Annotated in this window: 10 protein-coding genes and 5 tRNA genes; 14 read left to right on the forward strand and 1 reads right to left on the reverse strand. The window is 62.3% G+C overall.

What is annotated here, in order from left to right:
- Positions 1 to 346 precede the first annotated feature (346 nt).
- The 7 genes from G3446_RS13975 to G3446_RS14005 all read left to right on the forward strand — a co-directional run bounded on the left by G3446_RS13975 (position 347) and on the right by G3446_RS14005 (position 7,836).
- Positions 347 to 2,146, forward strand: a complete 1,800-nt coding sequence (locus tag G3446_RS13975) for a tetratricopeptide repeat protein (protein ID WP_164453448.1) — start codon at positions 347 to 349, stop codon at positions 2,144 to 2,146.
- 2 nt (positions 2,147 to 2,148) lie between these two features.
- A complete protein-coding gene (ispE, locus tag G3446_RS13980) occupies positions 2,149 to 3,045 on the forward strand; it encodes a 4-(cytidine 5'-diphospho)-2-C-methyl-D-erythritol kinase (protein ID WP_164453469.1) in 897 nt (298 codons plus the stop codon).
- Between the two features lie 77 nt (positions 3,046 to 3,122).
- Positions 3,123 to 3,197: transfer RNA gene (locus G3446_RS13985), tRNA-Gln, on the forward strand.
- A 42-nt stretch (positions 3,198 to 3,239) separates the two neighbouring features.
- Entirely contained in the window at positions 3,240 to 4,193 is a 954-nt protein-coding gene (locus G3446_RS13990) for a ribose-phosphate diphosphokinase (RefSeq protein WP_164453449.1), read from the forward strand.
- Positions 4,194 to 4,340: 147 nt separating this feature from the next.
- A complete protein-coding gene (locus G3446_RS13995; protein WP_164453450.1) occupies positions 4,341 to 4,958 on the forward strand; it encodes a 50S ribosomal protein L25/general stress protein Ctc in 618 nt (205 codons plus the stop codon).
- Positions 4,959 to 5,049: 91 nt separating this feature from the next.
- Positions 5,050 to 5,634 carry an aminoacyl-tRNA hydrolase gene (pth, locus tag G3446_RS14000; protein ID WP_164453451.1) on the forward strand — a complete coding sequence of 195 codons (585 nt, stop codon included), beginning with the start codon at positions 5,050 to 5,052 and terminating at the stop codon, positions 5,632 to 5,634.
- 720 nt (positions 5,635 to 6,354) lie between these two features.
- Positions 6,355 to 7,836, forward strand: coding sequence for an OmpP1/FadL family transporter (locus tag G3446_RS14005; RefSeq protein WP_164453452.1), 1,482 nt, complete (start codon positions 6,355 to 6,357; stop codon positions 7,834 to 7,836).
- 178 nt (positions 7,837 to 8,014) lie between these two features.
- Here G3446_RS14005 and G3446_RS14010 read toward each other — a convergent pair whose 3' ends face one another.
- Positions 8,015 to 9,355, reverse strand: a complete 1,341-nt coding sequence (locus G3446_RS14010; RefSeq protein ID WP_164453453.1) for a UDP-glucose dehydrogenase family protein — start codon at positions 9,353 to 9,355, stop codon at positions 8,015 to 8,017.
- Positions 9,356 to 9,560: 205 nt separating this feature from the next.
- Here G3446_RS14010 and G3446_RS14015 point away from each other — a divergent pair.
- From G3446_RS14015 to nusG, 7 genes are all read left to right on the forward strand, one after another.
- Positions 9,561 to 9,645: transfer RNA gene (locus tag G3446_RS14015), tRNA-Tyr, on the forward strand.
- A gap of 122 nt (positions 9,646 to 9,767) precedes the next feature.
- Positions 9,768 to 9,841, forward strand: a tRNA-Gly gene (locus G3446_RS14020).
- Positions 9,842 to 9,882: 41 nt separating this feature from the next.
- A tRNA-Thr gene (locus tag G3446_RS14025) sits at positions 9,883 to 9,958 on the forward strand.
- A 64-nt stretch (positions 9,959 to 10,022) separates the two neighbouring features.
- Positions 10,023 to 11,213, forward strand: a complete 1,191-nt coding sequence (tuf, locus tag G3446_RS14030) for an elongation factor Tu (RefSeq protein ID WP_164453454.1) — start codon at positions 10,023 to 10,025, stop codon at positions 11,211 to 11,213.
- 69 nt (positions 11,214 to 11,282) lie between these two features.
- Positions 11,283 to 11,358: transfer RNA gene (locus tag G3446_RS14035), tRNA-Trp, on the forward strand.
- A 32-nt stretch (positions 11,359 to 11,390) separates the two neighbouring features.
- Positions 11,391 to 11,768, forward strand: coding sequence for a preprotein translocase subunit SecE (gene secE, locus G3446_RS14040; protein WP_164453455.1), 378 nt, complete (start codon positions 11,391 to 11,393; stop codon positions 11,766 to 11,768).
- 2 nt (positions 11,769 to 11,770) lie between these two features.
- Entirely contained in the window at positions 11,771 to 12,304 is a 534-nt protein-coding gene (gene nusG / locus G3446_RS14045) for a transcription termination/antitermination protein NusG (RefSeq protein WP_164453456.1), read from the forward strand.
- Positions 12,305 to 12,352: the final 48 nt, after the last annotated feature.

A 12,352-nucleotide genomic window follows, 5' to 3' on the forward strand; every position in this document is an offset into this window, starting at 1 on the left:
TACCAATTTTTTTGCTGGAATGATGCCTAGCATGACCCTGGGCCTGGCTTCGAAAGCGGCAGACACTTGATCTGGCTCAGCCGCAGTCCCGGATCGGTGGTAGGGGCGCTTGGCTTTCGCGTCCTGGATGCCGCGCCCGGTCCGGGGATGTTTTGAAGGCCGTCGAGCGCTCTGGGTATACTCGATGCGGGTGCATGCTCGCCCATCGGTGGCCCTAAATCCTCGGATGAAAAATCTCATCGGATGCAAAATTGACCCTCGGTCGCAACTCGATGTCCCAGGACGCAGACCAGCTCCCAGGACGCACATCAATACTTAGGTGCCACTCATCTCCGGATCTAACACCATGGCTCTATCACCTCGCTTTTCACCGTCGCTAGCACTGGCTCTCGCGCTGCTCCTTGCAGCGGGAAGCCCTCTGGCGCTGACCGAGTCCGTGCCGTCGTCGACAGTCAGTGCGGCGCCGGTGGGCGAGCGGCCGGCGCCGCCCTCAGCTGTGCGAGGGCTGCGCCCAGATCAGGTCTATTCGGTTTTGGTGGGCGAGATCGCCGGTCGGCGTGGGGACTGGGTGACGGCCTTCGAGCACTACTATCGTGCGGCGGAGCTGACGCGGTCGGTGGAAATGGCCGAGCTCGCCGTTAGGGCGGCGATCACCGGGGACGATCTGGCGTCTGCGGATCGCGGCATCCGCTTGTGGCTGGATATCGAGCCGGAGTCGCCGTCGGCGCATCAGGTCGCGGCATTCGTGCGGATCAAGGCCGGTGATCAGGAGGGGGCCCTGATTCACCTGGGACGTCTCGTCGATCTGTCGGGGCCCCGCTTAGAGGCGGCGTTCGCGAAGGCGGCGGCGATCTTGGCGCGTCTCCCGAGCGCGGAGACGCGTGTCTCCATGATGCAGGCGCTCGCGGAGCGCTACCCCGACCTTCCCGAGGCGCAGAATGCACTGGCGATGGTCGCGGCTAGCGCCTCGCAGATCGACGTGGCCGAGCAAGCAGCGCGCCGGGCGATGGCGCTGCGGCCGGGCTGGAATGCGCCGCGCCTCTTCCTAGTTCGCCTGCTCATCTCCGAGGACAAGCGTGACGACGCGCGTGCTCTGCTCGAGGGTTTCGTCAACGAGAGCCCGGATGACCATGCGCTGCGAATGCTCTATGGGCAGTTCCTTGTCGAGGAAGAGGAGTTCACGACGGCGCGCGATGTCTTCGAGCGGATGCTGCGCAATCAGCCCAAGGAGCCCGACGTGCTCTTCGCGGTCGGCATACTCTCGCTCCAGCTCGAGGATCTCGGGGGGGCCCGACTCTACTTCGAGCGGCTGTACGAGACCGGAGAGCGCAAGGGTGAGGCTGCCTTCTACCTGGGGCAGGCAGCGGAGCAATCCGATGACGTTTCCGCCGCGCTCGAGTGGTACGGCCGTGTCGACGGAGCGAACAGCGACGATGCGCATGTCCGCATTGCCCTGCTCAAGGCCAGGCAGGGGCAGGTTGCGCAGGCGCGCGAGATCCTGCAGCGGCTGCGCAGCGAGTCACCCGACAACGCGATCCCGCTGTTCATGGTCGAGGCCGAGATTCTCGACGAGGTTGGGCTGCCGGAGGATGCCTTGGCGGTCTACGATGCCGCGCTCGGCAGTCATCCGGCGAATACGAATCTCCTCTACGCGCGGGGTCTCTATCGCGTCAAGCAGGGGGACATCGCGGCGGGCGAGCAGGATCTGAGGCGAATCATCGAGGTCGAGCCCAATCATGCGGATGCCTTGAACGCGCTCGGCTACACGCTTGCGGATCGCACTAAGCGCTACGAGGAGGCGCGTGCGCTGATCGAGCGTGCCTATGCCATCAAGCCGGATGAGCCGGCCATTCTCGATAGCATGGGCTGGGTGAGCTACCGGCTCGGCAATCTCGAGACGGCGCTCGACTATCTCGAGCGCGCTTTCGAGAAGCTGGACGACGGTGAGATCGCGGCGCACCTGGGCGAGGTTCTGTGGGCGCTCGGCCGGCGTGCCGATGCCCTGGCGGTATGGGACAAGGCGCTCCAGGCCCATCCCGGCCACGACTACCTGCAGGCCGTGGTGGGGCGCTACCGGGTCTCTCGGACGGATGCCGTGCGGGAGGATCCAGCGGCAGCGCCCGCGGCGCGCGGTGAGGGCAAATGACGATGCTCGGGAGGGCGGATTCCGGGGATGCCCTTTGGGGCGAGGGTGTCGGCTGGGGCGAGGCTTGGCCCGCGCCCGCCAAGCTCAACCTCATGCTGCGGGTGGTTGGTCGGCGCGCCGACGGTTATCACGAGCTCCAGACCGTCTTTCAGCTCATCGATCGGTGCGATCGGCTCTGGATCGATGTTCGAGATGACGGTCGAATCCGTCGTGTCGGCGACCTCGAGGGCGTCCCCGAGCAGGCCGATCTGACCGTCCGTGCCGCATTGGCCTTGCGGCAGGCGAGCGGCTGCGCGCTCGGCGCAGACATTCGTTGCGAGAAGCATCTCCCCATGGGCGGTGGGCTCGGCGGTGGCAGCTCGGATGCGGCGACCACACTTGTCGCGCTGAATGCCCTCTGGTCGGCGGGACTCAGCGAAGACGAGCTCGCCGAGATCGCGCTGCCCTTGGGGGCGGATGTGCCTGTGTTCATCAGGGGGCGTGCCGCTTGGGCGGAAGGTGTCGGGGAGCGCCTCGATCCCGTGGAGCTGCCTGAGCCTTGGTATCTGGTCTTGACTCCGGCGTGCTCCGTCTCGACGAAAGACGTTTTTTCACACCCTGATTTGACAAGGGATTCCAAACTCATCACACTAGCGGACTTCATGCACGGGGATACGGTCAACGACTGTCTCCCCGTCGTGCGTCGCGAGTACCCGGAGGTGAGGTCCGCGCTCGGTCTGCTCGACCCTTGGGGTGGGCGATTGACAGGGACCGGAGCTTGCGTCTTTGCGGCCTTCCCGAGCGAAAGCGAGGCTTCGGCCGCACTCGGTCGCATGCCTGCCGAGCTTGGCGGCTTCGTGGCTCGAGGGCGGAATCGCTCGCCACTGCTGGACCGTGTCGCGGCTCAGACGGCCGTCTGAGGCTGCCGGGTCCTTAGCCGCGCGCTCGCGACCACGATGGCCGCATCTGTAGTGAAGCGAAACTGAATTTCAAACATTGGGGTGTCGCCAAGTGGTAAGGCACCGGGTTTTGATCCCGGCATTCCCAGGTTCGAATCCTGGCACCCCAGCCAACTTCCCGCGCTAGATCGACCGCGCAGACAGGAATGACCCCCGTGCCTGCCAGCCACATGATGGTGTTTTCCGGGAATGCCAACCCGGAGCTTTCGGCGGAGATCGCCGCTCATCTCAGTCTTCCACTGGGCAAGGCCGTCGTCGGCCAGTTCAGTGACGGCGAAGTCATGGCTGAGATTCAAGAAAACGTGCGGGGGCGAGACGTCTTCGTCGTACAGTCGACCTGTGCGCCGACGAACGACAACCTCATGGAGCTGCTGGTGATGATCGACGCCTTGCGCTGGGCGTCGGCGAAGCGCATCACAGCGGTAGTCCCCTACTTCGGCTATGCCCGCCAGGATCGGCGTCCCAGGTCGGCCCGTGTGCCGATCACGGCCAGGCTGGTTGCGAAGATGATCGGTCAGTCCGGCGCCGATCGGATGCTGACGGTCGATCTGCACGCCGATCAAATCCAGGGCTTTTTCGATATCCCCGTCGACAACGTCTACGCCTCCCCCATCTTGTTGGGCGGTGTCTGGCGTCGGAAGTACGACGGTCTGATGGTCGTCTCCCCGGATGTCGGCGGTGTGGTGCGGGCTCGGGCATTGGCGAAGCGGCTCGATGACGCGGATCTGGCGATCATCGATAAGCGCCGCCCGCGCGCCAACGAAGCCAAGGTGATGAACATCATCGGCGACGTGCGTGGCCGGGCTTGCGTCCTGATCGATGACTTGGTCGATACCGCGGGCACGCTCTGTCGAGCGGCCGAGGCGTTGAAGGAGCACGGCGCGCGTCTAGTCGCGGCCTATTGCACGCATCCGGTGCTCTCCGGCCCGGCAGTGGACAACATCGCGTCCTCCCAGCTCGACGAGCTGGTCGTGACCAACACGATTCCCTTGAGTCCGCAGGCCAGGGCCTGCGGAAAGATCCGACAGCTGAGCATCGGCGAGCTGCTCGCCGAGACCATGCGTCGGGTTTCGAACGAAGAGTCGGTCAGCTCGCTCTTCGTGGACTGATCCGCGCTCGCTCGGTGGTGCGCATCCTGGCGCCGCCGTGACCGCGCGCGGCGAGGCTGACGTCATCGGCAGTCCGATCTAGAGCGCCGAAATCCTGGTCGCGGGATTTCGGCGCGTTTCGTTTCAATCACATCTTGGAGAACGCCAATGAGCGTGGATTTCGAAGTCGTTGCGCAGCCGCGCGAAGCTGCAGGGAAAGGTGCGAGCCGCCGCCTGCGTCGCGAGGGTCTGGTGCCGGCAATCGTCTATGGTGCCCATAAGGAGCCGGAGGCGATCTCGGTGCCCCACAACGAGATTCTCAAGCACCTCGAGCATGAGGCCTTCTATTCGCACGTCCTGGATCTCAAGGTCGGCGACGCGAGCACCAAGGTTGTCTTGAAGGACTTGCAGCGTCATCCGGCCAAGCCTTTCATCATGCACGTCGATTTCATGCGCGTGTCTCAGGACGAGAAGATCAAGATGATCGTCCCGCTGCACTTCGTGAACGAAGCCAAGTGCAAGGGAGTCAAGGCGGGAGGCTCCGTCTCGCACAGCCTGACCGAGGTCGAGATCAGCTGTCTGCCGAGGGATCTGCCCGAGTTCATCGAGGTCGACATGACTGAGCTGGAGGTTGGTGGCATCGTCCACCTCTCCGAGCTGCAGCTGCCGGCGGGGGTCGAGCTGGCCCATGCTCCCGACCCAGACGAGCCCGTGGTCGTTGTCCATGGCGCGCGTGCTGGCGGTGATGAGGAAGAGTCCGAAGAGGGCGGAGAGACCGAGGCTTGACGGCTCGAGCGGGCGCGGGTGGGGTGAGCTTTCGGTCCCCTGTCTTCGCGCCCGCAAATCGGCTTTCTGAAGGAGCGCAAGAGGCGGCGACATGGCAGAAGCGGGGATTCGTCTCGTTGTCGGGCTAGGTAATCCGGGCGAGCAATATGAGCAGACGCGTCACAACGTTGGCTTCTGGCTCGTCGATGCGATTGCCGCCAGCTGTCATCAGTCGTTTCGCTCCGAATCAAAGTTTCACGGCGATCTCTGTCGGGTAACCGTCGGTCGCGCAGACCTCAGGCTCTTGAAGCCGTCGACTTACATGAACCGCAGTGGTCGCGCGATTGCTGCCGTCGCGCGGTATTTCGATATCCCCCCCGAGGAGATTCTGGTCGCCCATGACGAGCTTGATCTCCCTGTCGGCTCCGTTCGTCTGAAGCAGGGTGGTGGGCACGCCGGCCACAATGGTCTGCGCGATACCATCGCGGCGCTCGGCAGCCGCGACTTCTGGCGTCTGCGTATCGGCATCGCCCACCCTGGCGATAAGACCCTGGTGACGGGCTATGTGCTAGGTCGCCCCTCGAAGGAAGACGACGGGCTCATCCGCAATGCGCTCGACGATGCGGAGCGGACGCTGCCGGATCTGATCGCCGGGCAGTTCCAGTTGGCGATGAATCGCCTCCACAGTCAGCGTTGAGCATATAAAGTCTGCGGTTAGACCTGCTTCCTGCTTCCTGCTTCCTGCTTCCTGCTTAGAGTTTGGGCAGCGCCGTCGCGCGAGCCTCTCCTCCTTTGGAGTCAGAGCTGGCCTCGATCATCGTTTCGCTTGACCGCCTTAAGCCGGTTGCCATGTTGGGCGTCGTACCTCAGCTCAACCTTCTATGTAGAATTTCTCTTCAGTCTCACAGCGCGGTCCGCCAATGCTGGCGCGGGATTCGGTGGACTTCGCTCTCGCTCGTCCACCCTACCGGTCCGACTGACGGCTAGGGTTTCAAAGCTCGAGCGGCTGTCGTTCTTCTCTATACGCATTAGAGAAGAATAATATTTAAATATTCTGTAGATCGATTTTCTTTGACACACATGCTTTCGAGGCAGAACATCGCGATGCGGCTGCGGCTGCGGCTGCGGCTGCGGCTGCGGCTGCGGCTGCGGCTGCGGCTCTTCTGCATTGAAGGGCTGTACTGAATTGCGCCTGGTGTGGCCTGCCATTGGTGCGTGACTCGCAAGCCTGTGCTTGGAGGGTCCAGGGTCAATTGGATTGGAGAGGCCAACCTCCTGCTAGGTGTTTCTAGCCATTGACTCAGGTGTGTACATGCGCGACGTTTAGGTCTCGTGCCTTGGTCCGGTCCGGCCAGCAATAAATAAGTAGGGTCTATGTGCCCATTGAGAGCTGATTTGAGGAGGGGATTTCATTCGTATGAGTACAAGAATCAAGCGCTCGCTCGTCGTTGCAGTTGCTGCCACGAGCGCCATCCCGGTCAGCGTCTTTGCGACCAACGGCTATTTCTCGCATGGCTGGGGTACTCGCTCGAAGGCGATGGCGGGCGTGGCGACCGCGCTCCCCCAGGATACCCTGGTGAGTGCCACCAACCCGGCGGGAATGGCCTTCATCGGGAATAGCTTGGATGTTGGCGTCTCCTTCTTCAGCCCGACACCGCGCGGCTACGAGGCCAATAACGACTACGCAACTCAGCAGGTTCAGACCGAAAGCGGCACCTTCACCTTGCCGGCTGGCGGGTTCGTGACCCCGGGGGAGTACGACAGCAGCGGTGATTGGTTTCTGATTCCGAGCTTCGGCTACAACCATCAGCTGAGCGCGAACAGCACCATCGGTATTACGGTGTTCGGCAACGGCGGTATGAATACCAAGTACAAGGACCGCGCCGTTTTCGAGAACTTCGCCGTTTATCCGAATCAGCGGGTAGGCGCCTATCCGGACGGGAGCACTGGGCCCTATTTCGATTTCTCGTCGGGCTCGCCCATGCCGGTGACGGCGGAGGTCGAGGGGACGGTGAATGGCAATCCCAACGGCATCTTCACGGCAACGACGCCCACCGGCATCAATCTGGAGCAGTTGTTCATCGAGATCCCGTACACGATGACGCTTGGGGGAGGTGCTCAGTCGATCGGTATCGCGCCTGTCTTTGCCATTCAGCGATTCGAGGCGACAGGTCTGGAGCCCTTCAAGCAGCTGTCGGTCCGGCCGGACAAGGTGACCAACAATGGCATGGACTACAGCTATGGCGCGGGCCTGCACTTCGGCTGGTACGGTCAGGTCAGCGATCAGCTCGCTCTCGGTGCGTCTTACCGCACCACGATCTGGATGACGGATTTCGACGATTACGCCGGTCTCTTCGCCGATGGCGGATCTTTTGATATTCCGGCGATGTTCAATCTTGGAGTGGCCTACAAGGCGCAGCCCAATCTCACGCTCGCGTTCGACTATCAGCACATCTTCTACGACGAGAGCCATTCGATCGCCAACTCGAACGACGTCGATTTGTCGGCCTGCCAGGGCACCTCTCAGAAGCCCTCCTATTGCCTTGGGGGTAACAGTGGTGTCGGATTTGGCTGGGAGAGCATGGACGTCTTGAAGCTCGGTCTGCGCTACGACCCCAATGACCGGCTCAGCCTGATGGCGGGTGTCAGCTATAACACGGACTTTCTGAGGAGCGACCGTCAGGGCCTTTTCAATGTCCTGGCCCCTGCCACGGTGCGTTGGCACTGGACGCTCGGCGCGGCTTATCAAGCCACGAAGACGGACGAGTTTGCGCTGGCGTTTGCCTATATGCCCAAGGAGACCTACGACGGAACGAGTCCGACGCTCACGCAGACTCAGACCGGCAGTCTCTACATGGAGCAGTACGAGATCACGGTCAGCTGGAGCCACAGCTTTTAAGATGGTCTAGTCGAGACCTCGCCGCTCCCGAGGCCGGGTCTCGGGGAATGAAAAAGGGGCGCACATGCGCCCCTTTTGCCGTGGATGCGGCTCGACCTCTATCGAGCCGCCAGTCTCGGATGATCGGCCCCTGGCGGGCAGCGGTTCGCCATGAGTCGGCCGCTCGGATGCTTTCGTCTCAATGGCTGGGGATCAGGGGTGCGCGTCCGATGGAGACGTAGCTCAGCCCGACCGCTCGCGCGAGCTCTCCGTCGACTATGTTGCGGCCGTCGAAGATGACCGGCGATTTGAGGGCGCTTCGGATGGCGTCGAAATTAGGGCTGCGGAACTCCGACCATTCGGTCAAGATGACAAGGGCGTCGGCACCTTCCGCGGCGGACATGGCGTCTGTGGTCAAGGTGAGGTCGGGGCGCTCGCCATAGATGCGCCGTGCCTCCTCCGTGGCGACCGGGTCGAAGGCTTGTACGCTCGCCCCGGCATCCCAAAGTTGCTCCATGAGCACGCGACTGGATGCCTCGCGCATGTCGTCGGTGTTGGGCTTGAAGGACAGCCCCCAGAGCGCGAAGGCTCGGCCGCTCAGATCCCCGTCGAACCATGTCTGGATCTTGTCGAACAGGACGGCCTTCTGGCGGAAGTTCACGGCCTCGACCGCGTGCAGCAGCTGAGGCTCGTAGCCGAGCGAGCGGGCCGTTTGCTCGAGGGCGCGCACATCCTTCGGGAAGCATGAGCCGCCGTAGCCGCAGCCTGGGTAGATGAACTGGTAGCCGATGCGAGGGTCGGAGCCGATGCCTACGCGGACCTTCTCGATATCCGCGCCTACGGCCTCGGCGATGTTGGAAAGCTCGTTCATGAAGCTGATTTTGGTTGCGAGCATGGCGTTCGCCGCGTACTTCGTCAGCTCGGCCGAGCGGACATCCATGAGCATGAGACGGTCGTGGCTGCGGTTGAATGGGGCGTAGAGTGCGCGCAGCAGCTCTGCCGTCCGCGGGTTGTCCGTGCCGACGACGATGCGGTCCGGTCGCATGAAGTCCTCAATGGCGGCGCCTTCCTTGAGGAATTCCGGGTTCGAGACGACATCGAACTCGAGGTCGGCCCCTCGCTCCGAGAGCGACTCTCGCACCTGGTTGGCGACCTTGTCCGCGGTGCCGACCGGGACCGTCGACTTATCGACCAGGATGCGATAGCTATCCATGTGCTCGGCGATGGAGCGGGCGACGGCGAGGACGTATCGCAGGTCGGCCGAGCCGTCCTCATCCGGCGGTGTGCCGACGGCGATGAACTGGAAGAGTCCGTGCTTGACCCCCGCCTCGGCGTCCGTCGTGAAACTGAGGCGGCCCGCTTCCCGGTTTCTATGGATCATCTCCTCCAGGCCGGGCTCGTAGATGGGGACGCCGCCGCTGTTGAGCAGCTCGATCTTTCCGGGATCGACATCGACGCAGAGGACGTTGTTGCCGACCTCCGCGAGACAGACTCCGGTGACGAGTCCAACATAGCCACTGCCAAAAATCGTGACATCCATCGTTCGCTGATCTCTCCGAGTACGAGGGTTCTTTCAAGTCGATCGCCCATCTTAGCAGCTTGGCATTGCGTTTCGATTGCGGCGATGGGGATGCCGGGATGAGCGTCCGGGGGGGGAGGCTTGGAAGCCGTTGGGCCTTGCGCGTCGGATTCGCACAAAGATGTTGACGGGCCCTCTCTGCGCCCCTATACTGCGCCGCTCATTTGGAGGGGTTCCCGAGCGGTCAAAGGGATCAGACTGTAAATCTGACGGCTCAGCCTTCGGAGGTTCGAATCCTCCCCCCTCCACCAAATCACGGAAGTGCATCCGGTCTCGGCTCTCCGTGCTTGAAGCTTAGGTGCGTACTGTGGCATCGCTTGGCTCGGCTGTGCAAAAGGATTGGCGCAAGTGTGATCTTGCGGATTTTGATCTTGCGGGTGTAGTTCAATGGTAGAACCTCAGCCTTCCAAGCTGATGATGTGGGTTCGATTCCCATCACCCGCTCCACGTTGCGCGATCGTGGCGCTGCTGTAGAAGTTTTATGTTTGGCCCATGTAGCTCAGTTGGTAGAGCACACCCTTGGTAAGGGTGAGGTCACCGGTTCAATTCCGGTCATGGGCTCCAGTATTTCGGGTTTCGCGTGCGCCGAGGCGCATTCAGTCGATTTGAATCATGCGGGGAGCCGTTCATGTCCAAAGAAAAATTCGAGCGTAGCAAGCCACACGTCAACGTCGGTACCATCGGTCACGTCGACCACGGCAAGACCACGCTGACGGCGGCGATCACCATTCACCAGGCGAAGAAGTTTGGCGGTGAAGCGCGCGCCTACGATCAGATCGACAACGCCCCGGAAGAGCGCGAGCGCGGCATCACCATCGCTACTGCGCACGTCGAGTACGAGACCGACAATCGTCACTACGCGCACGTCGACTGCCCTGGTCACGCCGACTATGTCAAGAACATGATCACGGGTGCGGCGCAGATGGACGGCGCCATCCTGGTCTGCTCGGCGGCCGACGGCCCCATGCCCCAGACCCGCGAGCACATCCTGCTCTCGCGTCAGGTCGGTGTGCCCTACATCGTCGTCTATCTGAACAAGGCCGACATGGTCGACGACGCCGAGCTGCTCGAGCTGGTCGAGATGGAAGTGCGCGAGCTGCTCTCGAGCTACGACTTCCCGGGTGACGACACCCCGATCATCACCGGCTCGGCGAAGCTGGCGCTCGAGGGCGACGAGTCCGAGATTGGCGGTCCGTCCATCGACAAGCTGATGGAGGCGCTCGACAGCTATATCCCCGAGCCCGAGCGTGCCGTCGACGGTGCCTTCCTGATGCCGATCGAGGACGTCTTCTCCATCTCCGGTCGCGGCACCGTCGTCACCGGTCGTGTCCAGCGCGGCATCGTCAAGGTGGGTGAAGAGGTCGAGATCGTCGGCATCAAAGACACCACCAAGACCACCTGCACAGGTGTCGAGATGTTCCGCAAGCTGCTCGACCAAGGTCAGGCTGGCGACAACATCGGCGCCCTGCTGCGTGGCACCAAGCGTGAAGACGTCGAGCGCGGTCAGGTTCTGGCCAAGCCCGGCTCGATCACGCCGCACACCCACTTCGAGGCCGAAGTCTACGTGCTGAGCAAGGAAGAGGGCGGGCGTCACACGCCCTTCTTCAACGGCTATCGTCCGCAGTTCTACTTCCGCACCACCGACGTCACAGGTGCCTGCGAGCTGCCAGAGGGCATCGAGATGGTCATGCCTGGCGACAACGTCAAGATGACCGTCACGCTGATCGCGCCGATCGCGATGGAAGAGGGTCTGCGCTTCGCGGTGCGCGAGGGCGGTCGTACCGTCGGCGCTGGTGTGGTTTCCAAGATCATCGAGTAAGTTGTAGGTGTTATCCGGTGCGCGGGGGCGCACCTTCGGCCTCCCCGCACCGCGAGTCCTTTCGTTTTTAGGCCAGTAGCTCAATTGGCAGAGCAGCGGTCTCCAAAACCGCAGGTTGGGGGTTCGAGTCCCTCCTGGCCTGCCATTTAATCCATCGCTTCGGCAACAGGCGATTCCATGAATTTACGTGCAGAGGCCCGTGGCGCCAGCTTGGATACGGTCAAGCTGGCTGCCGCCATATTCTTGCTCGTCGCTGGCATTTTTGCCTTCTATTACTTTTCGAGCGTCTCGACCCTGCTGCGGGTCGTGGGTCTCTTGGTGATCGGTGCTGGTGCCGCTGCCGTCGCGTTCCAAACGGAGCGCGGGCGTCAGCTGTGGCAGTTCGTCGCCGATGCGCGCATGGAGGTTCGTAAGGTCGTTTGGCCTTCGCGGCAGGAAACGCTTCAAACGACCCTGGTCGTTGTCGTCATGGTGCTGATCGTCGGCATCGTGCTTTGGCTCTTCGATATGGTGCTGATGTCGATTCTGCGCTTCTTGACCGGCCAGGGGGGCTGAGAATGACGAAGCGTTGGTATGTGATTCACGCCTATTCCGGCTTCGAAGGTCAAGTCAAGCGATCCCTGGAAGAGCGCGTCCGCCGGGCCGGTCTCGAAGATTGCTTCGGCGAGATCCTGGTTCCCACCGAGGAGGTGGTCGAGGTCCGTGGTGGGCAGCAGCGCAAGAGCGAGCGTAAATTCTTCCCCGGCTATGTCTTGGTCCAGATGGAGATGACCGACGAGACCTGGCATCTCGTGAAGAGTGTTCCTCGGGTGATGGGCTTTATCGGCGGTACTGGCGATAAGCCGGCACCTGTTCCGGACTCCCAGGCCGAGGTCATTCTGCAGCGTCTCCAGGAAGGTGGGGAGAAGCCCAAGCCCAAGGTTCTCTATGAGCCAGGGGAGGTGGTGCGGGTCACCGATGGTCCCTTCACGGATTTCAATGGCGTCGTCGAGGATGTCGACTACGACAAGAGCCGCGTCAAGGTGTCTGTCCTCATCTTCGGTCGCTCGACGCCTGTCGATCTCGAGTTTTCGCAAGTCGAGAAAGGCTGATCTCTCTCCGGGGCATTTCCCTCGCCCCGTGACACGCAAAGGTTTTCG

Origin of the sequence: Thiorhodococcus minor (assembly GCF_010820565.1) — a bacterium.
Lineage (GTDB): Bacteria > Pseudomonadota > Gammaproteobacteria > Chromatiales > Chromatiaceae > Thiorhodococcus > Thiorhodococcus minor.

Bases quoted from the DNA above. Each gene is read 5' to 3' on its own strand.
- G3446_RS13975 (WP_164453448.1), top strand. From the start codon at position 347: ATGGCTCTATCACCTCGCTTTTCACCGTCGCTAGCACTGGCTCTCGCG.
- ispE (WP_164453469.1), top strand. From the start codon at position 2,149: ATGCTCGGGAGGGCGGATTCCGGGGATGCCCTTTGGGGCGAGGGTGTC.
- G3446_RS13995 (WP_164453450.1), top strand. From the start codon at position 4,341: ATGAGCGTGGATTTCGAAGTCGTTGCGCAGCCGCGCGAAGCTGCAGGG.
- pth (WP_164453451.1), top strand. From the start codon at position 5,050: ATGGCAGAAGCGGGGATTCGTCTCGTTGTCGGGCTAGGTAATCCGGGC.
- G3446_RS14005 (WP_164453452.1), top strand. From the start codon at position 6,355: ATGAGTACAAGAATCAAGCGCTCGCTCGTCGTTGCAGTTGCTGCCACG.
- G3446_RS14010 (WP_164453453.1), bottom strand. From the start codon at position 9,355: ATGGATGTCACGATTTTTGGCAGTGGCTATGTTGGACTCGTCACCGGA.
- tuf (WP_164453454.1), top strand. From the start codon at position 10,023: ATGTCCAAAGAAAAATTCGAGCGTAGCAAGCCACACGTCAACGTCGGT.
- secE (WP_164453455.1), top strand. From the start codon at position 11,391: ATGAATTTACGTGCAGAGGCCCGTGGCGCCAGCTTGGATACGGTCAAG.
- nusG (WP_164453456.1), top strand. From the start codon at position 11,771: ATGACGAAGCGTTGGTATGTGATTCACGCCTATTCCGGCTTCGAAGGT.